The sequence below is a fragment of the Catelliglobosispora koreensis DSM 44566 genome (assembly GCF_000379685.1).
GTDB lineage: Bacteria > Actinomycetota > Actinomycetes > Mycobacteriales > Micromonosporaceae > Catelliglobosispora > Catelliglobosispora koreensis.
On sequence record NZ_KB903292.1, the window covers coordinates 43,249 to 67,889 of the forward strand.

At 62.5% G+C, this 24,641-nt stretch carries 15 protein-coding genes; 11 read left to right on the forward strand and 4 right to left on the reverse strand.

Annotation, left to right across the window (positions count from 1 at the left end):
* Nucleotides 1-96 precede the first annotated feature (96 nt).
* Entirely contained in the window at nucleotides 97-768 is a 672-nt protein-coding gene (locus A3E1_RS0134330) for a FadR/GntR family transcriptional regulator (protein ID WP_020525360.1), read from the forward strand.
* 26 nt (nucleotides 769-794) lie between these two features.
* Here A3E1_RS0134330 and A3E1_RS0134335 read toward each other — a convergent pair whose 3' ends face one another.
* The 4 genes from A3E1_RS0134335 to A3E1_RS0134350 all read right to left on the reverse strand — a co-directional run bounded on the left by A3E1_RS0134335 (nucleotide 795) and on the right by A3E1_RS0134350 (nucleotide 5,897).
* Nucleotides 795-2,729, reverse strand: a complete 1,935-nt coding sequence (locus A3E1_RS0134335; protein WP_020525361.1) for a glycoside hydrolase family 88 protein — start codon at nucleotides 2,727-2,729, stop codon at nucleotides 795-797.
* A gap of 8 nt (nucleotides 2,730-2,737) precedes the next feature.
* Nucleotides 2,738-3,631 carry a carbohydrate ABC transporter permease gene (locus tag A3E1_RS0134340; RefSeq protein WP_020525362.1) on the reverse strand — a complete coding sequence of 298 codons (894 nt, stop codon included), beginning with the start codon at nucleotides 3,629-3,631 and terminating at the stop codon, nucleotides 2,738-2,740.
* A complete protein-coding gene (locus A3E1_RS0134345) occupies nucleotides 3,628-4,497 on the reverse strand; it encodes a carbohydrate ABC transporter permease (protein ID WP_020525363.1) in 870 nt (289 codons plus the stop codon). Before A3E1_RS0134345 ends, A3E1_RS0134340 begins: the two co-directional genes overlap by 4 nt.
* 68 nt (nucleotides 4,498-4,565) lie before the next feature.
* Nucleotides 4,566-5,897, reverse strand: a complete 1,332-nt coding sequence (locus A3E1_RS0134350; protein ID WP_157631926.1) for a sugar ABC transporter substrate-binding protein — start codon at nucleotides 5,895-5,897, stop codon at nucleotides 4,566-4,568.
* 202 nt (nucleotides 5,898-6,099) lie between these two features.
* On the opposite strand from A3E1_RS0134350, the gene A3E1_RS43615 reads away from it, so the two are divergent.
* The 10 genes from A3E1_RS43615 (at nucleotide 6,100) to A3E1_RS48130 (ending at nucleotide 24,633) form a co-directional block, all read left to right on the forward strand.
* Nucleotides 6,100-8,616, forward strand: coding sequence for a discoidin domain-containing protein (locus tag A3E1_RS43615; protein WP_020525365.1), 2,517 nt, complete (start codon nucleotides 6,100-6,102; stop codon nucleotides 8,614-8,616).
* 97 nt (nucleotides 8,617-8,713) lie between these two features.
* Nucleotides 8,714-10,954, forward strand: coding sequence for a glycosyl hydrolase family 28 protein (locus A3E1_RS48670; RefSeq protein WP_245571531.1), 2,241 nt, complete (start codon nucleotides 8,714-8,716; stop codon nucleotides 10,952-10,954).
* A 406-nt stretch (nucleotides 10,955-11,360) separates the two neighbouring features.
* A complete protein-coding gene (locus A3E1_RS45415) occupies nucleotides 11,361-13,514 on the forward strand; it encodes a glycosyl hydrolase family 28 protein (protein WP_169454494.1) in 2,154 nt (717 codons plus the stop codon).
* Between the two features lie 190 nt (nucleotides 13,515-13,704).
* Nucleotides 13,705-15,342 (forward strand): carbohydrate-binding protein, encoded by a 1,638-nt coding sequence (locus A3E1_RS48120; RefSeq protein ID WP_245571532.1) that lies wholly within the window; start codon nucleotides 13,705-13,707, stop codon nucleotides 15,340-15,342.
* A gap of 8 nt (nucleotides 15,343-15,350) precedes the next feature.
* Nucleotides 15,351-17,333, forward strand: coding sequence for a carbohydrate-binding protein (locus A3E1_RS48675; protein WP_020525369.1), 1,983 nt, complete (start codon nucleotides 15,351-15,353; stop codon nucleotides 17,331-17,333).
* 439 nt (nucleotides 17,334-17,772) lie between these two features.
* Entirely contained in the window at nucleotides 17,773-19,569 is a 1,797-nt protein-coding gene (locus A3E1_RS43640; protein WP_407637409.1) for a glycosyl hydrolase family 28 protein, read from the forward strand.
* 210 nt (nucleotides 19,570-19,779) lie between these two features.
* Entirely contained in the window at nucleotides 19,780-20,439 is a 660-nt protein-coding gene (locus A3E1_RS0134390) for a thiaminase II/PqqC family protein (protein WP_020525372.1), read from the forward strand.
* Entirely contained in the window at nucleotides 20,436-21,869 is a 1,434-nt protein-coding gene (gene pqqE, locus A3E1_RS43645) for a pyrroloquinoline quinone biosynthesis protein PqqE (protein WP_020525373.1), read from the forward strand. The genes A3E1_RS0134390 and pqqE overlap by 4 nt, the downstream gene beginning before the upstream one ends.
* Complete coding sequence (gene pqqB / locus A3E1_RS0134400; RefSeq protein ID WP_026209107.1) at nucleotides 21,866-22,651, forward strand: pyrroloquinoline quinone biosynthesis protein PqqB; 786 nt, start codon at nucleotides 21,866-21,868, stop codon at nucleotides 22,649-22,651. Before pqqE ends, pqqB begins: the two co-directional genes overlap by 4 nt.
* Complete coding sequence (locus A3E1_RS48130) at nucleotides 22,648-24,633, forward strand: carbohydrate-binding protein (RefSeq protein WP_020525375.1); 1,986 nt, start codon at nucleotides 22,648-22,650, stop codon at nucleotides 24,631-24,633. Before pqqB ends, A3E1_RS48130 begins: the two co-directional genes overlap by 4 nt.
* Nucleotides 24,634-24,641 lie beyond the last annotated feature (8 nt).

Consider the following 24,641-nt stretch of genomic DNA (forward strand, 5'->3'; position numbering starts at 1 on the left):
CTGTTGGTATAGCGCGAGAACAGGAAAAGAGATTTCCAATCAAGGAATCAGACATCCAATGTATATGACAGAGCCAACCTCGCCTATCCTTTGCCCATGGCGCTTACAGACGAGGCGATCGAGCGGATCAAAGAGATGATCGTCAAGGGTGAACTGCGCCCTGGCGACCGGCTCCCCAAAGAGGTTGACCTCGCCGAACGTCTCGGGTTGTCCCGCAATTCCTTGCGTGAGGCGGTGAAAGCCCTCTCTCTGATCCGGGTGCTCGACGTCCGCCAAGGTGACGGCACCTATGTCACCAGCCTGCAGCCCGAGGTGCTGCTCGACACCGTTGGTTTCGTGCTCGACTTCCATCGCGACGACAGCGTGCTTGCCCTGCTTGAGGTCCGGCGCATCCTGGAACCAGCAGCCACCGCGATGGCCGCCCAGCACATGACCGACGCTGAGATCGTCCAATTAGGAGAGCTGCTGGTCTCCATGGAGAACGCCAAAGACCTCAATCAAATGATCGAGACCGACCTGGAGTTCCACCGCCGGATCGCCGTCGGGTCCGGCAACCCTGTGCTCGCCTCACTTATCGACAGCCTTTCAGCACCGACTTTGCGCGCACGGATCTGGCGTGGGCTCACCGAGGAAGGCGCCACCGACCGCACCCAAGAGCAGCACCGCGCCATCCACCAAGCCCTCGCCTCACGGCAAGCCGAGGTCGCCCGCTCCTGGGCCGCCGTGCACGTCGCCGGTGTCGAAGACTGGCTGCGCCGCGCGCTGTAGCCTCGCGCGCGGCGCCCCAGGCCACGTCAACGTCGTAGTTGCTCGAACATGATGAGGAACGCGCCTAGACCGTGGAAGTCGTTGGTGCGCTGTAGCCGATCGCGGTAATAGGCGTAGTTGCCGACATTGGTGCCTTCGGAAATGGTGTCCAGATAGGTCAGGTTGTCCGTGCCGAGGCGGACTTTATTGAGTACCCCCTGAAATCCTTTATCCGCATTGTCTTGATATTGCGCGGCGGAGACGTAGCCTTTCTCGATGGCCCGGTCAATGGTGTACGTGTACATCGACGAACATGACGTCTCGGTCCAGTTGTCAGACAGGTGTCCCTTGTCCACTACTTGGAACCAGCGGCCAGTTCCCGGGTCCTGATACGTCTCGAAGCCGCGCACGAGGTTCTGCACGATGGAGATGAGCTGTCCGCGCTTGGGATGCGTGGGCGGGATCGTGTCCAGGATCATGTGCGTCGCCATGCCGAACCAGCCGATCGCCCGGCACCAGTACTCCTGGGAAAGCCCAGTTGTGTTGTCAGACCACGACTCGTCGCGCGGCTCGTCGTAGGCGTGCTTCATCAAACCGTTGGGCTGCTGCAGATGTGCGGCGTAGACGAGGAGCTGATCGGCGGCCGTGTTGTAGGACCAATCGCGGTCGGCCTGCGTGGTCGCGGCGTCACGTCCCCATTCGGCCAGGAACGGCATGGACATGAAGACACCGTCGGCCCAGAGCTGGCCGACGCGGCTCTCGCTCGTGGAGTGCCAATAGCCGCCTGTCGGAGGGTAGCGCGGGTCGCTCGTCTTGGGATAGGTCTGCAGGCGATCGTGGATTTCCTTAGCAGCCGTGCGGTACTTCGCCTGACCCGTCTCCTTAAAGAGAATCAGCAGCACACGTCCGCCGAGCATGCTGTCGAGATTGTTGAAGCTGTTGCTGATGTTGCCGTCGGGCGGCACGAAACGGTCGGCCCACTGGCGGATGTAGGTCAAGCGGGACGCATCTCCCGTACGCAAATACACGTGATACTGGCCGTAGAGATACAAGGCGATGGGATAGCTCCAGCCTCCGATCGTCGACGGGGTGTAGCGCTGCATCGTGGACCGGATCATCTCGTCTGACCAGTCGCGCTTTGGCGGTTCCGGCAGGGAGCCAACAGTCAGGTTGTCGATGTTGGCAGGACCGTTGGCTGTGGTGCCCGTGAGCCGCACGACGTTGGCGCCCGCTTGCAGCGATGCCGTTACGGTGACGACGTTCCAGTTCGTCCAAGCGCCGGTGCCCGGGAAGCTGGGCGTCGCGAGGATCGTTCCGTTGACACTAACGCTAGCTGGACGGGCCGTCGTGGTTCCGTTGGCGTAGCGGAAGTTGAGCGGAACCGTCAGTGCTTCCGCCACCGTGACAGTGAATTCGAGGTAGCTGCCGACGACGTTGTCACAGTTGACATATCCCGTTCCGGTGAAGCCACTGTGCAGCGCCTCAAAGACACATTGGACAGACACGGCGTCTTCGGCCTCATAGCGTGCGGCTGGTGGGGTGGCGGTGTCCACGGCGAGGTGGTCCAGGTTGGGTCCACCGTTGATGGTCGTCGCCGTCGCGCGGACCAAGTTGCTGCCCGCGTGGAGATTTAGCGTCACCTGCACCGTCGACCAGTTGGTCCACGTTCCCGTACTGGGAAAGTCAACCGGCGTCCCGTTCAGGTCGACCGGCCGGTTCACCGTCGTCCCGTTGGCATATCGCAACGTCAATGTCGCTGGGCCAGCGGTCGCGGCAGTGACATCCCACTCCACGTAGGAGCCCGTGCTGTTGTTGTAGTTGACGAATCCGGTGCCAGTGAAGCCCACGTGATTGGATTCGACCACCCCTTGCGAAATCGTGGCGTCCTCGGCCTCGTAGATCACTGGCGTGGCGTAGGCGGCTGGTCTAGCGATAAGGGTGGTACTGACGATCAGTGCTAAGACTAAGGCTCGTCTGAGCACGGCTCCTCCTATCCTTTGATCGCCCCGCTGGTGAGCCCGCGGACGAACTGCCGCTGGAAGGCAAGGAACACCAGGATCGACGGCAAGACGGCCAGGATGGTGCCGGCCAGCAGGACGCCGATTCCCACTTCCTCATCCCCACGAAGGCTGCGTAAGGCGAGAGGCAATGTCCAATGTGTGTAGTCGACGGCGACGATCAGGGGCAGCAAATACTGATCCCAGATCATGGTGAACCCGAAGACACCGATGACACCGAGCGCGGGCCGGCACAACGGCAAGATGACGAAGAAGAAGGTGCGCAGATCACCAGCCCCGTCGATCTTCGCGGCCTCCTCCAGCTCGATCGGCACCTCCTTCATGAACTCGGTCATGACGAGAATCGAAAAGCCCCAGGCGCCGACAGGCAGAATCATGCCGAGGTAACTATTGGTGAGATTGACACGCATCCCGGGGTCGACGATGCCAAACGGCGGAACGTCCGCGAGCACCACCGACAACGGCACGGCGATGACTTCCTCCGGCAGCATCATGGTGGCCAAAATCAGCAACATGAGAATGCTCGCGCCCCGCATGCGCTTACGCGCCAGCGAATACGCCGCGAACACACTTACGAGCATCTGTAGGGCGAGCCCAAATCCCACGACGACAAAGGAATTGAACAGGTAGTTCCAGATCCGCCGCTCCCCAGCCCGGCCGAAGTTGGCGAAGGTAAAGCCGCCTTCGGGAACGAGGGAGAATTTCGTGGGATCAACGACATGACTGAACGCGCCGATGAGCAGACCGATGAGTGGGCCGGCGAAGACGAGCACCATCAAGGTGTAGACAGCGATCTTGATGATCACCGCGAGGGGACTGCGCCGTTGCTGAAGGCCGAGGACGGTGTCGAAACGCTGGGCGCTCATGTGTCACGCTCCTTGCGGCGCAGCAACTGCACTCCGACAGTCAGCACGACGGTGGCGGCGAACAAGACAATCGAGCCGGCCGCGGCGACGCCGAGTTCCCCTTGCTGGAAGCCAAGTTTGTAGATGAGCGTCATCAGCACCTCGGTCGACCCGTTGGGCGCACCGTTGGTGGCGAGGAAGACCTCGGTGAAGATGCGCAACCCGCGGATCGCGGCGAGGATGAAGATGATGAAAAAGACCGGCCTCAGCGCCGGCATCGTGATCTGGGTGAACCGTTTCCAGACGTTGGCACCGTCGACCGCCGCTTGCTCATAGAGATTGCGATCCACGCCCGCGAGCCCAGCGAGGAAGATCATCATGTCGTAGGGTGCGCCCTTCCAGATTCCCATCGCCATCACGGACATCAGGGAGCTGTTTTCGTTGGCGAGGAAGGGCTGTGGGCCAATGCCAAACCAGCCAAAGATGGAGTTGAGTGGGCCGTCTTCGGCCGGGTAATACATGATGCGCCAGACCTCCGCCACGACGGCGACGGTCGTGACGACTGGCAGGAAAGCGGCGGTCCGGATGAACCACAGATGCCGGGCCTGGCCCTCCACTAGCAGCGCGAGCACGAGTCCAATCACGATAGACCCGGCGGTGATGCCGGCCGCGAGGATGACCGTGTGCCAGATCGCGCTCGTGAACGCTTCGCTCGTTAGGACAGTGGCGTAGTTTTCCCAGCCCACCCAGACGTCACCGCTGTAGCGGACCTTGTAGAAACTCATCTTGAGGCCCTGGGCCATCGGGATGAACTTGAAGTAGAGCAGGAGTATCAGCGCTGGCGCGAGGAAAAACCAAGGCACAGCGCTGAACCGGCGGCGCGGCATGCTCTTGTCCTTTCATAGTTAAGTGCGGCCGAGGTTCCGTCCCGGCTCCTCGACCGCACCTTCTTGCATCAGGAAGCCAGGACGTTCTGCTTTTTCAGCTCCGCGCCTAGCTGATCGGCGAGCTTGTCCATTGACTGCCTGACATCTGATCCGCAGTTGGCCATCACAGCGTTGATGGCATCCGCGGTCGTCTGTCGGAAGGGAGCCCAGTTGGGCACGCTCGGGGTGTAGACCCCGGCCGTGTTGTAGAAGTCCTGGAACACCTTCCAGCGCGCGTCCGCGCGCACTTTGCTCATGTCGACGTCCTTGTTGACCGGCAGGCGAACGATCGCGCCCGGGTCGTCTTTGTTCATGCCGATGGACTGGCCCTCGACACTGGCGGCGAACTCGGCGAACTTCAGCTGACCCGCCTGGTTTTTCGAACCGTCCATCAAGTAGACGTTTTCGCCTTCGGCGAGGGTGCCTGGCCCTGACGCGGAAGGGCCTTTGGGCAGCGCTATAGCTTCGATTTTGTCCGTGCCCATGCTCTTGACGAAGCGGGCGAGAACATAAGGCCCGACAAGGTAAATGCCGCCCTGGCCCTTCTCGAAGACTTCGTGCGTGACGGTCGTATTGTTATTGACCGCTCCAGGGTTGACCGTCTTCTGTGCACAGAACTGGTCTTTGAGCCAGCTGACTGCCTCAACCGATTTCGTGTTGTTGATCGCTGGCTGCCACTTGCCCTCGCCGGACTTGGCGACGAAGTCACCGCCGTTGCCCCAGATGAACGACGAGGCGTACCAAGACATGTAGCCGCGTTCGGTGCCGCCCGGGATGACGAAACCGTAGGTGTCCTTCTTGCCGTTGCCGTCAGGATCGTTGTCAGTGAAGGCCTTGGCCATGCTGGCGAGTTCTTCCCAGCTCTTCGGCTCGGGCAGGTTCAGCTTCTTGCGCCAGTCAGCCCTGACGAGCAGAAGGAAAGACTGGGCGGAGAAAGGCATGGCGTAGAACTTGCCGTCGGAGGCTTGTGCGGCCGCCCACGCGCGATCGGTGATTTTTTCGCTGCCGGGGACATCGCTTTTCTTGATCTCGCGCAGCCAGCCCTGCAGCTGCATGTTGCCCAGCTGAGCGGTGTCGTTGATGACGACATCAGGCAGCGCGTGCTGCGCGCCCTGCTGCTGAAGCTTCGTCTCGAAACCATCGAAGATGGCGGTTACCTTGGTCTGGATGCCGGTTTTAGCGGTGAAGGCGTTCGCCATTTTGATCAGGGTCTTGTGTGAGTCGGATTCAGGAGCCTGCCTGATCCAGATCTCTATAGGCGCGCCTGGGTCCTGATTGGTCGGTGGCGGGGTGGTTTTGGAGCACCCTGTGACCACAACAGCCAGGGCAATGGTGACCGCGACGGTCCACCTGCGACTCATCATCGCGAAGCTCCTGTCACATATGTGGATTCTTGCCGCCCAGTCGGCAGCAGTTCACGTGAAGGTACGCCAACACCTGTCGATGGGTCAACACATAGATCGGATCAATCTTGGGTCTTCCATTGATCTATGTCCCGTATGTAGTCTCAGGAAACTTAACAGAAACATGATAGATCCGATCTCTTGTTGGAAGTAGGACTTCATGAATCTCCGCTCACGGGTTGGCGCCTTCCTTGCTGTGCTGCTGACATGTTCAGTGCTGACAGCAGTGCCAGCCCAAGCCGACTTGCAACACCCGCGGCAGCAGTTCCTGCGCGGATCCGTCGGAGGACTCTTCCTGCACTGGGGGATGCGGACCGCACCTTCGCACACCAGTTGCAGCGCATGGGAATCGGCGGTCACCGGCGGAGGCTGGAACGCGCAGTACTGGGTGCAGGAAGCACAGAAGCTACACACGCAGTACATCGTTTTGGCCACGTTCCACTCGCGCCTGGGCTACGCCCGCCCGTGGCCGTCGGCCATCCCTGGCACGTGCCGCACGTCGCGTGACTTCGTGCGAGAGCTCATTGACGCGACCAACGCCGCCAACCCTCCTATGAAGACGATCCTTTACATGACCGACGACCCGCAATGGTGGAACGAAGGTCTGGGTGCCGGGCAGAGCTGGATGAATTCATCGGCCTACTCCGCCTACAAAGGACTCTCCGTCGACCTGCACACACGGCCGGGCTTCGGCGAGTTCAGCTACGACAACTTCTTCGAGGTCATGAACCGCTATCCAGACCTCGGCGGCTTCTGGATCGACAACGACAACTCGTACTGGGAAGACCGCGACCTCTACGAACAGATCCACCAGATCAGGCCCAACTACACGCTGTCCAACAACAATGAAGACACGCCTGAGATGGACATGATCAGCAACGAGCAGAAGACCGGCATGACACCGAGCTATGACTATCCGCAAGCGGTCTACACGGCGGCACCGCGGCTGATCGAGGCCGACTTCAAGCTGCCCACGAGCGGATCGTGGTGGTACACCGGAACCGACAACTCGGTGGACTATAAGCTCACGTTAGGCCGGCTCATCACTAACGCGGGCTCGTCGGTGAAAGCACTGATGGCTGAGACGCCGATGAAGGCGGGGCGCATGCCGCCCGCTCAGGAGAGCTTCAACAACTTCGCCAACACCTATCTCAGCGCCATCTGGGAATCCTTAAACGGCACTGAGGGCGGCGGCTATATGTATGGCGGGCTCGATCCTGGGTTCTGGAACGACGGTGCCCACGGCGTGACAACCATCAGCAAGACGAATCCTAACCTGCACTACGTGCACGTGATCAACCGTCCGTCCGGGAGCACGCTTCGCTTGCGGGACAACGGGTACAAGATTGCCGCCGTGACTAATCTGCGCACGGGCGCGAACGTGGCGTACACGCAAAGTGGTGGTTGGCTGACGCTCAACGGGATCTCTTCGTGGGATCAGTACGACACCGTATTCAAAGTGGTTAGCGGGGGACGCGAAGGTATCATCGCACCGTCGACCTACACCATGAGCGCGTCATCTTCGGCCACCGGCCGCCCGGCCTCAGCGGCCGCCGACGGCAATTACCTCACCTACTGGGACAACAACAACGCGGGTACGGTGAACCTGCGCTTCGATCTGGGCAGTGCGAAGCCGATCCAGTATGTCGGGATCAACCAGCGCGAAGACTCCACCATCTACCCCGCCGCGAACTCGGCACGTATCAACGCCTACTCAGTAGCGGTCTCCAATGACGGCAGTTCGTGGACGACGATTAAGACGGGAAACCTGCCCAACCACAGGGGCGTCCAGATTATCGACGTCCCGCTGACGACAGCCCGGCATGTGCGGCTGGAAAAGACCAGTAGTCATGGCATCGCGCGGTTGCGTGTCGATGAGGCTTGGATCGGATCGGCCTACGCGGCCGGTGGCACGGTGCCGGTTCCCGGGCCGGGCAAGCTGGAAGCCGAGGACCCGCCTGCCGTCTGCAATGGAACGATCGACTCCAACCAGGCCGGTTACTCGGGCACGGGTTTCTGCAATACAGCTAATGCCGTTGGAGCATACGGCGAGTGGAAAGTTGACGTGCCGTCGGCCGGAACGTATTCCTTGACGTTCGGCTTCGCTAACGGGACAACGACCGACCGCACCTCCACCGTCGCTGTCAACGGGACTGTCGTCGCGACGCCGGCGTTCGCGCCGACAGGTGCCTGGACCACCTGGACCACGACGACGGTCACGACTTCGCTTTCTGCTGGCGTCAATACGATCCGGGTCGCGGGCACCACCGCTGGCGGGGCGGCGAACCTGGATTACGTGACGGTCGCTAGCGACGGCCCGGGACCGGTTGAGGTACAGGCGGAGACGTGCACCGTCTCGCAGGGAGTGGTGGAGTCGAACCACGCTGGCTTCACGGGAACCGGATTCGTCAACGGTGACAACGTCATCGGATCCTATGTGGAGTGTGTGGTCACTGGACCGGCTACCTCGGTGGCGATCCGTTATGCCAACGGGACCACCACGAGCCGGCCGATGACGGTCAACGGTGACACGGTCGACTTTCCCGGCACCGGGGCCTGGACGGCTTGGAACACGGTGAACGTGCCAGTGTCGCTGGGCGCAGGGCCACAAACGATTCGGCTCACCTCAACGACCGCTAACGGCGGGCCTAACCTCGACCGGCTCTCCCTAACTTAGCCAGACCCCGGCCGGCGGCCACGAGCTGGTCACGTAACCGCCGGCCGGCCACCTCTCCCCGGATCGCGCCCTGGGGTTCGCAGACGGAGGAATGAGCATGCGTACATACAGGCGTGTCTTTGTCATGGCCGTAGTCGGGTTGCTGGCCGGGTTAACACTGGAAACCCCAGCCCACGCCGCGACCTTCAACGTGCGTGACTACGGCGCGACCGGAAACGGATCCACGAACGACACTCCCGCCATCCAGCGCGCGATCGACGCGGCAGCGGCGGCGGGCGGGACGAATATCGTGCAGTTCCCTTCTGGGACCTACCGTTCAGCTAACTCGATTCACATGCGCAGCAACATCGTTGTGCAGCTCGATGCGGGGTCGACGATTCTGGGCTCACCCAACGACGACTATGACCCGCCGGAACCCAACCCCAACGATGAGTACCAGGACTACGGCCACAGCCACTTCCACAACGCGATGATCTGGGGTAACAACCTGACCAACATCGCGTTCCAGGGTTCGGGCGTCATCGATGGCGGCGGTCACCTCATCACGGGCAACCCCGCTTCCGGGGAAGCCGACAAAATCATCTCGCTGACGCGCTGCAACGGTCTCCGCGTTGACGGGATCACGCTGCGGCGCGGTGGGCACTTCGCGATGATTACCAACGCTTGCAACAACATCACGTCAAACAACCTCTTCATCGACACCGAAACGGACCGTGACGGCTGGAACGTCATCAACGCCACCAACGTCACCATCACCAACGCCCGCATCGAGGCCGACGATGACGCTCTCGCCTTCAAATCGGACTGGGCTTTGGGCCAGCGGTTCACCAACGGCAACGTGCGCGTCTATGACACCTATCTGTCCGCGGTGTGCTGCAACGCCTTGATGTTCGGGTCCGAGACCTGTGGCAATTTCACCGGGTACGACTTCCAGCGCATTACCATCAACGGGTCCAACAAATCCGGGCTCGGCCTGGTGTCCATGGACGGCACCATCATTTCGGACGTCCACTACAAAGACATCACGATGACGAATGTGCGTGGCGCGATCTACCAGAAGGTCGGCACCCGCAGGCGCTGCGGGGACAACCCGGGCATCGGCCGGATCGAAAACATCACCTACGAGAACATCACGTCATCGGGACAGTCGTCGTCTAATTTTACGGCGACGCTCTGGGGCGAGAACGGGACTAACAACCGGATTCGCAACGTGACGTTTACCAACGTCGACCTGACCGTGCCGGGTGGCAACGGCTGCATGGGAACCGGCGTCCCGTCCAACGACCCGAACAACTACAACCCGGTCTCGATCGGGACCCGTCCGGCGTATGGCTGGTACATCCACAACGCGCACGACATCAAGTTCCAGGGCGGCAGTTCGGTGCAGTTCAACAGCAACGACTGCCGGCCAGCCGTGGTCGCCAACGCGGGCAGCACCGTGACGTTCGACGGATTCGCCTTCGAGCGCGGAACGTCCAGCCCAGCTGACTTCGTCTTCCAGTCCATCAATCCCTATTGCGTGCAGAACAGTGGCACCCCACGCATCACGTCGACCTCCTCCACGTCATCGTGCGGTCCAGTTGAGCCGCCACCGGGGCGCTTTGAGGCCGAGACTTCTCCAGCGGTGTGCGATGGAACCATCGACTCCAACCATGCTGGTTTCTCGGACACTGGATTCTGTAACGCTGTCAACGCCGTCGGCGGATCCGCCACGTGGACCGTAAACGCTGCCGCGGCCGGGCCGCATACGCTGAAGTTCGGTTACGCGAACGGGACGACGTCTGACCGTCCTGCCTCGGTTTCCGTGAACGGGACTGTTGTTGCTACGCCTTCCTTTGCGCCTACTGGAGCTTGGGCGAGTTGGAACACCGCTTCCGTGCCGGTGACGCTTTCGGCTGGTGCCAACACTATTCGTGTGGCGGGCACGCTCGCTGTCGGGCCAGCGAACCTGGATTACGTTGACGTTCTCGTCAGTGGCCCGGTTCCGGTGGAGTATCAAGCCGAGAGTTGTGTCATCTCCCAGGGTGTCGTCGAATCGAACCATGCCGGTTTCACGGGCACAGGTTTCGTGAACGGCGACAACGTCGTGGGGTCCTACGTGGAGTGTTCCGTCACCGGGCCGGTCACCTCGGTCGCGATCCGTTACGCCAACGGGACGACGGCCAACCGCCCGATGTCTGTAAACGGTGTGGCCGTGGACTTCCCCGGCACGGGGGCCTGGACCGCTTGGAACACCGTCACCGTGCCACTGTCGCTGCCAGCCGGGACGCATCTCATCCGGCTGACATCGACAACCGCCAACGGCGGCCCCAACCTTGACCGCTTGTCCGTCACCTAACCGTGCGCTCGCCGGTGTGGCTTGCGCGCCTCAGGGCCGGCGGGCCGCGCCGGGCGCGCCCTTCTACCGGCCCACGTTGCCGACTTCGAGCTTGGGGGGGGTGATCCACAGGCAGTTTGGCCACCCTCATCCTTCTGTGGATCACGTCTCAAGGTCAACGCGCCAACGACGCATCGACTCCGGCGGTCCGCTTTCGGGAGGCGGGCCGGGCCTTCGCAGCACGCCGTCCTTCTTGGACGGTGCCGCACTTCATCGTGATCCACATCCGAATGCGAGATCCACAGCCCGAGGGACGTGATCCACAGGCCTTTTGATCACGTCCCTCGGGATGCCGATCTTCCTTAGGGGCCGAAGGAGCGACCGGAACCATCCGGCGGACAGAGATGGGAATGAAGAGGAGACACGTGTGAAGAGACGGACTGTGCTGGGAGCCGCGGGAGCCGTAGGCGTCGCGGCGAGCGGGGTGACGATCGCGGGGACTCCCGCGCTGGCGAGCCCGGCGCCGTGGGATCAGGTGTCTGGCATTCTGGCCAGGGTTGTGCCGCCTGTGTTCCCGGACAACACGTTCAGCATCGTGGACTACGGCGCGGTTGGGAACAATACGACCGACTGCACCAACGCCTTTAGGAACGCTATCCAGGCGTGCAACGCCGCTGGCGGTGGACGTGTCTTAGTGCCCGCTTCGGGCGTCTACCGCACAGGGAAGATACATCTGCTGTCCAATGTGAACCTTCACGTCGAAGCGGGCGCGACGATCCGGTTTCGGACCGACACGGGGTCTTATCTGCCAACGGTTTTCACGCGCTGGCAAGGCATCGAATGTTACAACTGGTCGCCGTTCATCTACGCCATCGACAAGACGAACATCGCCCTCACCGGCGCGGGGACGATCGATGGCAACGCGGCCGCCGGACCGTGGTTCGGGTTCGACAGTCAGCGTGGACCCGACTGGGATGCCTTGCAGCAGATGGCGGTCGACGGAGTACCCATCAATCAAAGGCAGTTTGGCGACGGTCATTTTCTGAAGCCGAATATGATCCAGCTCTACCGCTGCACCAACGTGCTCATCGCAGATCTCGACATCCGGAACTCGGCGATGTGGGCTGTGCATCCGGTGCTGTGCACCAACGTGAAGGTGAGCGGCATCAAGGTTTTCACGCGCGGGGCGATGGTGGATGGAGTTGATCCCGAGTCGTGCACCGACGTTCACATCACGGGCTGCCGCTTTGACACCGGCGATGACGGCATCGCCATCAAGTCCGGGCGCGATACCGACGGCAGGCGCGTGGGGGTGCCGTCGCAGAACATTGTCATTGATAGCTGTGTGTTCCAGGGGCGCTGGGGTGCGATAACGGTCGGCAGCGAGATGTCCGGCGGGGTGCGCAATGTGTTCGCACAGGACTGCCAGATCCAGGCCGGATCGTCCTACAACAACTTCCACGTGGTGTATCTCAAGACGAATCAGCGCCGCGGTGGAACCGTCGAGAACATCAACGTGCGCAACATCTCTGGCGGACCGTCCGACCGGGGCGTCGTGCATATCGACATGAACTACAGCCTCACCGGGCCGGGCTTTGGGCCGATCGTGTACCCCATTTTCCGCGACATCCACATCGACAACCTGACCGTGAACGACGCGCCCTATGCGCTAAGGATCAGCGGAATATCGGCCAGCAAACTCAATCATTTCCACATGACGAACAGCACGTTCACCGCGATTGACACACCCGCGCCACAGGTGTCCAACGCGACCGACGTTGTGATGTCAAACGTACGCATCAACGGTGTGCTGTATGGCGATCCGCCACCGGCTGGCGTGAGATACCAGGCGGAGAGCGCTGTCATCAGTCAGGGCGTCGTCGAGTCGAATCACGCGGGCTACACCGGAACCGGGTTCGTGAATCTCGACAACGTAGCCGGCTCGTACGTTGAATTCTCCGTCACCGCAACGGCTGCGGGGACCGCCACCGTCACGATCAGATATGCCAACGGGACAACCGCCAACCGGCCGATGTCGGTTAACGGGACCACGCTTAACTTTCCGGGCACGGGAGCGTGGACGACGTGGGGCAACGCTTCACTAACGCTGCCTGTGGTAGCGGGCACGAATCTCATCCGGCTGACCTCGACGACTGCCAGCGGCGGGCCAAACCTTGACTGCCTTGACTTCGCCGGGCCGTCTGGTCCTGCCCCGGTTGACTATCAGGCGGAGAGCGCTGCGATCAGCCAAGGCGTCGTCGAGTCGAATCACGCGGGCTTCACCGGAACGGGTTTCGTGAATCTCGACAACGTCATCGGCTCGTCGGTCGAGTTCAGCGTCGCTGGCCCGGCGTCGTCGCTGGTAGTCCGCTACGCCAACGGCACTACCACGAACCGGCCCATGGACGTGCTAGTCGACGGTTCCGTGGTCGCCGCAGCGGTTTCCTTCAACGGCACCGGCGCGTGGTCCACGTGGGCGACGAAATCCCTTGCGGCAGCTATCGGTTCGGGCACCCACACCGTTCGCCTGGTATCGACCACCATCAACGGTGGTCCCAACCTCGACAAGATAACCATTTGAGGGTACGCCGTGAGCGCGCACCTCACGGAGAGGAGCTACGTCATGAAAGTAACGGACGAAACGCCGGTGCGCGCAGGCCGCCGGATAGGAGTCGAGTCGTGAACGGACGAACTGTGCTGGCAACGCCGGAACTTGCGATCGCGCCGGAATGGGTGCCGGTCTTGCCAGGCCGTCTGAGAGGAGCTAAGGCGTGAGACGACGGGCAGTATTGACGGCGGGCGGAGCGTTGGTTGCGGGGGCGCTTGCGGGCAACGGGGTCGCGTCGGCGGGGAGCTCGTGGGCAAACGGGGCGGCAGGTGCTGGCGGTGCGTCGGCGGGAAGTGAAATGGCGACGGGCGTCGAAGGCGTGGCGGAAGGCGTTGGGGGACAGGCTGTTGCGGCGGCTTGGCAGTTGCGCTGGTCGCCCGTGCCGTCGGTGCATGGGCTCGGTGCGTTTGAGGGTGTCGAAGACGACCGGGCGGACTCGCATCCGGCCGGCCAGCCGCACATCTTCGTCGTGGGCGATACCTACCGGTTCAACATGCACATGGTCGACCGCGACACGATGACGGACCGTCAGCGCCAAGAGGTCAGAGGCATGTCGGCCAACGGCGGCAACGTCATCATCAACAACGGTGAGCGGTGGCTGCTGACGCACCAGATGTACATTCCTGCATCGCTCAAGGCGACGACTAGTTTCACGCACATCATGCAGACCAAGATGCCCGGTACTGGAACGCTGCCCATGATTGTGATGTCGCTGCGCCGTCACTCAGGCGTGCAGAAGATTGAGCTCGTCGCGGGTGGGGTCACCGTCGGGACGGCTGACCTAGTACCACTGCAGAACAAGTGGATTGATGTCGAGCTGGACATGACTGTGGGCAATACTGGGTCGGTCCGGTGGGTGCTGCGCGACGGTGCCACGACCGTGATTGATGTCAGCCGGTCCAATGTGGACATCTGGCTCGACGATCGTGTGCGCCCCAAGTGGGGAATCTACAGGTCGCTGGGGGACACTTCGGGCTCGCTGCAGGACTGCTACATGCTGACGCGAAACCACCATGCCTATGAGTGGAGCGATACGCAACCGCCTGGCAAGACGCGTTACGAGGCGGAAAGCGCGGCGATCAGCCAAGGGGTCGTGGAGTCCAATCACACTGGGTACACCGGCACGGGGTTCGTGAATCTCGACAATATCGTGGGTTCTTATGTTCAGTGGCCGGTTCCGGCGACCGCGGCCGGGACAGCGACGCTGACGTTCAGATACGCGAACGGCACGACGGCGGACCGTCCCATGGACATCACCGTCAACGGGACGGTCGTCGCCAACGATCTGGCGTTCCTTCCGACTCCGGCGTGGAACGACTGGGACACGCGAACCCTAAGCGGCATTTCGCTCGCCGCGGGAACCAACTTGATTCGTGCCACATCAGCGAGTTCCGCTGGCGGACCGAACCTCGATCACCTCGAAGTGCAACTCACGCCCGGCAGCAATACCGGCTATCAGGCGGAAAGCGCGACGATCAGCCAAGGGGTCGTGGAGTCCAATCATGCCGGGTTCACCGGCACAGGGTTCGTGAATCTCGACAACGTAGTGGGGTCCTACGTGGACTTCGCGATCACGGGACCGTGCAGTCAGGTGACGATCCGCTATGCCAACGGCACGACAACTAACCGTCCGATGACGGTCAACGGCACGACCGTGAATTTTCCGGGGACCGGTGCCTGGACAACCTGGAACACGGTCAGCGTTCCGCTGTCACTAGGCGCGGGCGCACAGTCCGTTCGGCTGACGAGCACGACAGTCAACGGGGGACCAAACCTCGACCGCATCACGATCACGCCATGAGGAGAACAATGAGCAAGTTCTTTTCCGCCATCGCGTCTGCCGCCATGACGGCGACGGCCGTCGTGGCCATCACCGTGGCGACGCCTGCGGCGCCCGCCGTCGCGCTCGATAACGGGCTCGCACGAACCCCGCCCATGGGGTTCAACAACTGGAACGCCACGCACTGTGACGCCGACTTCAACGAGGCAATGATCCTTGGTGTCATTGATATTTTCGTCAACCAGGGACTGCGCGACGTTGGATACCAATATGTCAACCTCGACGACTGCTGGGCCGTGCCCGCGCCGAATTCGCGGGACGCGCAGGGCAACCTGAAGCCAGACCTGACTCGCTTCCCGCGCGGCATCAAATATCTAGCGGACTACGCCCACGCTCGTGGGCTCAAGCTCGGCATCTACACCAGTGCGGGCACGAAAACCTGCAACACGATTGGCTTCTCCGGCGGACTCGGCAACGAGGTCAAGGACGCCAACCTGTTCGCGTCGTGGGGAATCGACTACTTGAAATACGACAACTGCAACAACCAAGGGGTCGACGCGCGGCAGCGCTACGGGGCGATGCGTGACGCCCTAGCCGCGACGGGACGGCCGATCGTCTACTCCATTTGCGAATGGGGGCGCACCGGACCGCCCCGCGTTTGGGAGTGGGGCAAGGAATACGGCAACCTTTGGCGCACCACGGGCGACATCAGTGACAACTGGACCAGCATGATTGGCAAGGCCCAGGCCAACCGGGTGCTAGCGCAGTATGCCGGGCCGGGACACTGGAATGACCCGGACATGCTGGAAGTTGGCAACGGCGGGATGACCGCGACTGAGTACCGCACGCACTTTAGCCTGTGGGCCATTATGGCCGCGCCCTTGCTGATCGGCTCTGACCTGCGTTCAGTGAACGCTGATACGTTCACGATCCTGAAGAACACCGACGTCATCGCGGTCGATCAGGATCCGCTGGGACGTCAGGGAACGGTCATCTCGAGCAACGCCGGGCTGGTCGTTTACGCCAAGACACTGGCCAATGGCGATCGTGCGGTGGCGCTGTCAAACGAAACGACGTCAACAGCGACGATGGGCACTTCGACGTCGGCTATTGGGCTGGGCGGCTCATCGTCGTACACGCTGAAGGATCTGTGGTCTAAGGCAGTTTCGACGACCTCGGGGAACATCAGTGCCTCGGTTCCAGGTCACGGCACGGTGATGTATCGCGTTTCGCGGGCGGGGACGTCCGTTCGGCACGAGTCGGAGGCGGCGACGACGTCAGCGGGGTCCACGGTGGACACGAACTGGTCCGGCTACTCCGGCACCGGTTTCCTCAACACTGCCAACGCTGTTGGCAGCTACGTCCAGTTCACGGTGAACGCTGCGCAGGCCGGACCGGCGACCCTCACGTTCGACTACGCCAACGGCACCACAGCGGACCGCCCCTCGACCCTGTCCGTGAACGGTGGATCCAATGGCACGCTTGCCTTCCCGGCAACGGGCGCCTGGTCGCTGTGGAAAACGCAGACCGTCAACGTGAACCTCAACGCTGGCGTGAACACGGTCCGCCTGACCTCTACGACGGCTGGCGGTGTCGCGAACACGGACTACCTTGACGTGACGACGGCAGGCGGCGGCCCCGCACCAACGGAGTATCAGGCTGAGAACGCCGTCATCGGGCAAGGTGTCGTGGAGTCGAACCATGCCGGGTTCACCGGCACGGGATTTGTCAACGGCGACAACGTTGTTGGGTCTTATGTTCAGTTCAGTGTTACGGGACCGGCGACTTCGCTGAAGATACGTTTCGCTAACGGGACGGCGACCGCACGCCCGATGGATCTGTCCGTCGACGGGGCTGCTCCAACTTCGGTGAACTTCGCCGGGACCGGTGCGTGGACAACGTGGACCGAGGTGACGGTTCCGGTGTCTCTGGCGGCCGGCACGCACACGATCCGGCTAACCGCGAGCACAGCCAACGGCGGCCCGAACCTCGACCGCATCACGCTGAGCTAGCGCGTTCGCGAGGGCGGCCTGCTGTTTGCCGGCATGTGGGCCGCCCGCTGGCGCACTTGCTCTTGATCCACATCCACAAGCGTGATCCACAGCCTTCGAGACGTGATCAACAGGCCATTCGATCACGTCCCAAGGGCTGTGGATCACGAGTGAGTCCGGGCACGCCAAGCGTGCTTGCCGACGGGCGGACGCGGCAGGCGGCCACAAGCAGCGGGAAGTGTAGGACGGCCGCGGGCTAACGGGAGACGGGCGCAAGCAGTCGGAAACGGGTGCAGGCGGAAGCGGCGGGATGCGGATGGCGTGAGGACCCGGCGGCCGCCGGATGCAAGCGGGGCGACGTGACTAACGGGACGACGGGGATGAGGGAGAGGAGAGGAGAGTCGTGAAGAGACGGACAGTGTTGGGTGCGGCCGCTGTGGGGCTCGCTGGCGCGGCGGCGATGGGCGCCGAAGCAGTCGCGGCAGGGCACGAGACCGGCACAGGCCTGGCAGCCGGGGACGGGTTAGCCGGCCAAGGGCCTGCGGGGACAGGGGAAGCGGCGGCGGGGCAGGCGCGGGGAGTGATGGCGTCGGCGTGGGATGAGGTGCCGGCGATTCTGGCGCGGATCGTGCCTCCGACGTTTGCCGCACGAACGTTTGACATCCGCGATTATGGCGCCGTTGGCAACAACTCCACCGACTGCACGGCCGCTTTTCGTAACGCCATCAACGCTTGCACTGCCGCGGGCGGTGGCCGGGTGCTGGTGACCAGCGGAACCTACAGGACAGGCAAGATTGAGCTGAAGTCCAACGTGGAGCTGCACGTCACGAGCGGAGCGACGATCAGGTTCCGGACCGACACGGGATCGTATCTGCCGCCCGTGTTCACGAGGTGGCAGGGAATTGAGTGCTACAACCATTCCCCGTTCATCTACGCCAACGGGCTCACCAACGTCGGCATAACCGGCGCCGGAACCATCGACGGCAACGCTCCCGCGGGAAGCTGGTCCGGCTGGGGCGGCGGCGGTGCCGACTGGACGAAACTGCAAGACCAGGGTCGCACCAATGTGCCTGTGTCACAACGCGTCTACGGCGCGGGCACGAAACTCAGGCCCAACATGATTGGACTCTACAACTGCACCAACGTGCTCATCGACGGTGTGTTCTTGCGCCATCCAGCGATGTGGACACTGCATCCGGTCTACTGCACCAACATTACGGTCCGCAACGTGACGTTCTATTCCACGAATTCACAGGGTGATGGGCTCGACTTGGATTCGTGCACGGATGCCTATGTCACCGGTTGCCGGATGGACACCAACGACGATTGCGTCGTCATCAAGTCGGGCCGGGACACCGACGGCAGGCGGGTGGGGCGCCCGATGCAAAACGTCGTCGTCGAGAACTGCAAGTTCAGCGGGCGCTGGGGCGGGATCACGGTCGGCTCGGAGATGTCGGGCGGAGCAAGCAAGATTTTCGCTCAGGACTGCCAGAACAACCCGGCTGATTTCCCTGGCCGCTACCCGATCAAGTACCCGCTTTACGTGAAGACCAACAAGCAGCGTGGCGGCACGATTGACGGAGTACACCTAAGGCGCATTCATGCTCGAAACATTGAGCGAGACGGCCTGCACATCACGACGGTCTACAACGGCACGACCAGTGGGTCGTTCATCCCGGTGCTGCGCGACTTCACTTGCGATCAGCTGACAGTCGTCAATGGCCGGTCGGCGGTGTCGTTTGAGGGGCAATCGGATGTTCGCATCCAGGCAGTTGAGATCAGCAATAGCACGTTCACGGGCATGACCGCCGCCAACGTCATCGAATTCACCGACGTCCATTGGATCAACTCGTCCATTAACGGTGTGCCGATTGGCGATCCGCCACCTGCGGGAACGCGATATGAGGCGGAGAACGCGTTTATCGGTCAGGGGGTCGTGGAATCGAACCACGCGGGCTATAGCGGGACCGGCTTTGTCAACGGCGACAACGTCGTGGGGTCATTCGTCGAATGGACCGTTACCGCTGCGGCTACGGGTTCGGCGACCGTCCGGATTCGATACGCCAACGGCACGACGGCGAACCGCCCGATGAACGTCAACGGCTTGATAACCGATTTCGCGGGTACCGGGGCCTGGACGACTTGGCAGACAAAGACTCTGACGCTGAACCTCACTGCCGGGTCCAATGTGATCCGGGCGACCGCCACGACCAGCAACGGAGGGCCAAACCTGGACTATCTCGATGTGTCGCAATAGCTAGTGACTTCCATATTTACATTTCTGGTATTAATGTTAACAGTTGACAGTTAGGCAGTCTGACTAACTGTTAGACATCCGATGAAAGGAGTCTCGTGAAGAAGAAGGAATGGAAGAAGCCCCAGGTGTCCACGGTGGACTGTCGGCCGGAGGTCACGGCCTATTCTGGTGACCTCGGACGTCCGCTGACGGTCGCGAAGTAGGCTCAGCATGGATGCGCTCAGCCGTGGCGAGTTCACTGATGCCCTTTACGCACAAGGGGCACACTACTGGGACAAGCACCCCTTCCATCAGCGGCTCGCCGCTGGCGACTGCACGCCCGATGAGGTGCGTGCCTGGGTGGGCAACCGCTGGTACTACCAGTCGAATCTGTCTCAGAAGAACGCCGCCATCATCGCGAATTGCCCCTTGCCAGAAGTGCGGCTGCGGTGGGTGGAGCGCATCAAGTTCCAGGACGAGGGCGGGCTGGATGACTGGCTCGTCCTCGGCCGGGCGGTGGGACTGGGCAGCATGCCCGAACCGCTTCCTGGGGTTCGGTTCGCGGTCGACTCCTACGTGAGGTTCTGCAAGGAGAACCCATGGCGCATCGCCGCAGCCGCCGCGCTCACGGAGCTGTTCGCCCCGGACGCGATGCGTGACCGGGTTTTGGCTTGGCGCAAGCACTACCCGTGGATCGACGAGAGTGGCTACGCGTATTTCGAGTCACGGATTCCCGTGGTGCGAAACGATTCTGCCTACACGCTCGGCCTCGTCGCCGATCACTGCGCCACGCGGCAGGACCAGGAGACGGCTATCGCCGCGCTGCGGTTCAAATGCGACGTCCTCTGGGCGATGCTCGACGCCATCTCGCTAGCGGGACAGCGGCCGTGAACGGGCCACGGCTGCGCGGTGGCGTGCGCTTCGTCTTCGACGAGGCGCGGCAGCAGCACGCGGTGCTCCAGCCCGAAGGGGTGCAGCTGCTTAATGAGGCCGCGGCAGCCGTGTTGTCCTACTGCGACGGTCAGCACGATGCCGCGGCCATCACGGCGTCGCTCGGCGATTCGTTCGACGGCGTCACTCCTGCCGACGTCGAGGCGGCGCTGGATTCACTGAGTGGCCTAGGCATCCTGACCGCTGGCGAGCACCTCGTGGGCAGCGGGCACCTTGCTGGCGGTCGCCACACGTCGTCGGGCCGCGAAACCCAGGCACACGGTGGCGGGGCTCCGGTGCGGGCGGAGGTGGCGCGGGCGGGCCGGGCGGCGGTCGATCCGGCACCGTTTGGGTTGCTCGCTGAGCTGACCTACCGGTGTCCACTGCGCTGTCCGTATTGCTCGAACCCTGTGGACATGGATGGCGCCGAGCTGAGCACCTCATCGTGGTCCCGTGTCTTTGCCGAGGCACGGGACCTTGGCGTGCTGCAGTTGCACCTGTCGGGCGGTGAGCCCTTGGCACGTAAGGACCTCACCGAACTCGTAGCCAGCGCCCGGCAGCTGAGCCTCTACACCAACCTGATCACCAGTGGGATTGGCCTAACCGAGAGCCGGCTGAGCGAACTCAAGCAAGCCGGGCTCGACCATGTCCAGCTGTCTATTCAGGACGCCGATGCGCCCAACGCTGACGCTATCGCTGGAATCAGGGTGCACGAACGCAAACGGGCAGTGGCCAAACTTGTCACCGCATCTGGACTGCCGCTGTCCATCAACGTCGTGCTACACCGCCACAACGTCACGCGGCTGACGGAGATAGCGGCGCTCGCCACCGAGATGGGGGCACAGCGGCTCGAGCTCGCGCACACGCAGTACTACGGCTGGGGACTACTGAACCGGGCCGCGCTCCTGCCCACCCGTGAAGAGGTCGCCATCGCTGACGAGCAGGCGGCGCAAATCCTTGCTAGCAAGGGCGATATCGATATTGTCTACGTGCGGCCGGACTACTACGATGGCGTTCCCAAACCGTGCATGAACGGCTGGGGCGCACGCCAGCTGGTGGTCAATCCGTCCGGTGACGTGTTGCCTTGCCCCGCCGCGTCGGTGATCCCGGAGCTCGACTCCCTCAACGTGCTCGACGTGCCGCTCAAGGACATCTGGTACCACTCTGGCGCGTTCAACAAGTTCCGTGGCGTTGACTGGATGCAGGAGCCGTGCCGCACCTGCCCGCGCAAGGAAATCGACTTTGGTGGCTGCCGGTGCCAAGCGTTCCAGCTGACCGGTGACGCGGCCGCGACCGATCCGGCGTGTGCGCTGTCGCCGAAACACGAAGTGGTCACCACGATCGTCGGTCAGCGGGCGGCACTGGCGTTCACCCCGAGGCGGATCTCATGAGAGTGCGTTTGCTGGGCACCGCTGCCGGCGGAGGAGTGCCGCAATGGAACTGCGCCTGCCCGTCCTGTGTCCACGTCAGGCTCACCGGGCAGCATCGCACGCAGGAGTGCGCGGCGGTGTCCGCTAACGGGACCGACTGGTATCTGCTGAACGCCTCGCCAGATCTGCGCACCCAACTCATCACCACCCCTGAGCTGACACCCGGGCCAGGTTCCCGGCAAACCCCGATCCGCGGCGTCGTGCTCACGGACGCGGAACTCGACCACACGCTCGGGCTGTTCTCGCTGCGCGAAGCGGGATCGCTCGACGTCTACGCGACCGGAACCGTGCTGTCCGCGCTGGAGCACCATCTGCCGGTGCGGGCCATGGCCGGCGCGACGTTCCGGGAACTGCACTATGGTCGCGCGGTCGACATCGGCGGGCTGAAAGTCACCGCCTTTGCCTTGGGGGACAAGCAACCCCGCTACGTCGCGGCAGCCAATGGCACCGACTGGGTGAGCGGGCTGCGAATCAACAACATGGTTTACGCCCCGTGCTTCGGGGAGTGGACGGCCGGCCTCGACGAGGCGCTCGACAGGGCCAGGCTCGCCATCATCGATGGCACGTTCTTCAGTGCGGCGGAGATGCCTAACGTCAAGGGCCATCTGTCCATTGAGGACAGTCTGGTGCACCTCAAGCGTTTCCCGGGCGTCGAGTTTCGCTACACCCACCTCAACAACACCAACCCTCTCCTGCTGGACGGGCAAGGTTTGCCCCTGGCAGCTGAAAGCGAGCTTCTGTGAAGATCGTCAAGACATCTCTCGTCATAGCAGCGTTGCTGCTGCTTCCAGCTCCCGCGCAGGCGGCTCCCGTTCGTTACGAAGCCGAGAACGCGGTCTGTGACGGCACCATCGACTCCAATCACGCTGGGTTCTCCGGCACCGGGTTCTGCAACGCCACCAACGCTGTCGGCGGAAGCGCGACCTGGACAGTGAACGCCGCCAATGCCGGCACGGCGACGATTGGCATCCGTTTCGCGAATGGCACGACGGCGAACCGTCCAGCCGACATTTCTGTCAACGGGACGGTCGTCCAGGCGGCAAGTGCGTTTAACCCCACCGGCGCGTGGACCACGTGGGTTACCAAAACACTCACCGCTCAAGTGAACGCTGGTTCTAACACCATCAAAGTCGCGGGAACCACCGCCGCCGGCCCGGCGAACCTGGACTTCGTTGACTTCGAAGTCGCGGTCGCCGCGAACGAATACCAGGCTGAAAGCGCCACTATCTCGCAAGGTGTAGTCGAGTCCAACCACGCCGGATTCACGGGCACGGGTTTCGTGAACATGGGCAACGTCACCGGATCCTACGTCGAGTTCACGGTCACGTCGGCGGGCGGTCCACACGCGCTGGTCTTTAGATACGCCAACGGGACGACGGCGAACAGGCCACTGTCCGTCAACGGCACGACCGTGAACTTCCCCGGCACGGGAGCGTGGACGACCTGGGCCGAGGCGACCGTTACCGCGACGCTGAACAGTGGCAGCACCACGATTCGGGCCACCTCAACGACAGCTAACGGCGGGCCGAACCTCGACCGGCTCCGGCTCGTTGTCGCGGAAGGCGAACCGCCGACCGTTCCGCTGAACCCGAGAGTCACCGCGACGTCCAGCAACAGCCTCAGCCTCGCTTGGGATCCTTCTAGTGACAACGTGGGCGTTACTGGGTACCGCGTGTATGAAGGAACCACGATCGTGGCCTCGCCTGGCGGCACCACCGCGACCATCGGTGGTCTTGCGCCGCAAACGACGCATACCTACCGGATTGCCGCTCGCGACGCCGCCGGCAACGAATCGGCACAGAGCGTCGCCGTCACCGGAACGACTCAGGCGGGCGGTGTGCCCGGAATGGCTGCCGCGCCTTACGAATACTTCGGCTGGGCTTCGCCACCGGATCCCGTATCCGTCATGAACGCGACCGGCATCAAGTGGTTCACCCTTGCCTTCATCCTGTCTGACGGAAGCTGCAACCCAGCCTGGGACGGGAGCAGGCCGCTTACCGGCGGCAACGACCAAACACAGATCAATCGCATCCGCGCCAACGGCGGAGACGTCATGGTCTCCATCGGTGGCTGGTCAGGCAACAAGCTGGGCGAAAGATGTTCCAGCGCAAGCGCTCTGGCCGGTGCCTATCAGAAAGTCATCAACGCCTACAACCTCAAAGTGATCGACATCGACATCGAGAACACGGAGTGGAACAACGCGACCGTGCGGCAACGGGTGATCGACGCGCTCAAGATTGTCAAGCAGACCAACCCAGGCATTAAGACGATCATCACCTTTGGTACCACGGTGAACGGCCCCGACGCCACCGGGCGCGACATGATCAACCGTGGCGCGGCCTCTGGCCTGAACAACGATGTCTGGGCGGTGATGCCGTTCGACTTTGGCGGCTACACCGGTGACATGGGCGACGCGTCGATCAGTGCGGTCGAGGGCCTCAAAGCGGCGGTGAAGTCGGCCTATGGCTACACCGACGCCGAAACCTATGCCCGCGTTGGCCTCTCCTCGATGAACGGTCGCACCGACGTGGCGGGGGAGCTGGTGACCGTTTCGGACTTCCAGCAGATCCTCGCTTACGCACAACAGAAACACTTGGCGCGGTTCGCCTTCTGGTCGATCAACCGCGACCGGCCCTGCGGCGGGGGCACCGATCCCGATGCGTGTAGCGGGATCGCGCAACAGCAGTACGACTTCACGAAAGTCATCGCGCAATACCAAGGATAGGAGTGCAC

Bases quoted from the DNA above. Each gene is read 5' to 3' on its own strand.
- A3E1_RS0134330 (WP_020525360.1), top strand. From the start codon at position 97: ATGGCGCTTACAGACGAGGCGATCGAGCGGATCAAAGAGATGATCGTC.
- A3E1_RS0134340 (WP_020525362.1), bottom strand. From the start codon at position 3,631: ATGAGCGCCCAGCGTTTCGACACCGTCCTCGGCCTTCAGCAACGGCGC.
- A3E1_RS0134345 (WP_020525363.1), bottom strand. From the start codon at position 4,497: ATGCCGCGCCGCCGGTTCAGCGCTGTGCCTTGGTTTTTCCTCGCGCCA.
- A3E1_RS0134350 (WP_157631926.1), bottom strand. From the start codon at position 5,897: ATGAGTCGCAGGTGGACCGTCGCGGTCACCATTGCCCTGGCTGTTGTG.
- A3E1_RS43615 (WP_020525365.1), top strand. From the start codon at position 6,100: ATGAATCTCCGCTCACGGGTTGGCGCCTTCCTTGCTGTGCTGCTGACA.
- A3E1_RS48670 (WP_245571531.1), top strand. From the start codon at position 8,714: ATGCGTACATACAGGCGTGTCTTTGTCATGGCCGTAGTCGGGTTGCTG.
- A3E1_RS48675 (WP_020525369.1), top strand. From the start codon at position 15,351: ATGAGCAAGTTCTTTTCCGCCATCGCGTCTGCCGCCATGACGGCGACG.
- A3E1_RS43640 (WP_407637409.1), top strand. From the start codon at position 17,773: ATGGGCGCCGAAGCAGTCGCGGCAGGGCACGAGACCGGCACAGGCCTG.
- A3E1_RS0134390 (WP_020525372.1), top strand. From the start codon at position 19,780: ATGGATGCGCTCAGCCGTGGCGAGTTCACTGATGCCCTTTACGCACAA.
- pqqB (WP_026209107.1), top strand. From the start codon at position 21,866: ATGAGAGTGCGTTTGCTGGGCACCGCTGCCGGCGGAGGAGTGCCGCAA.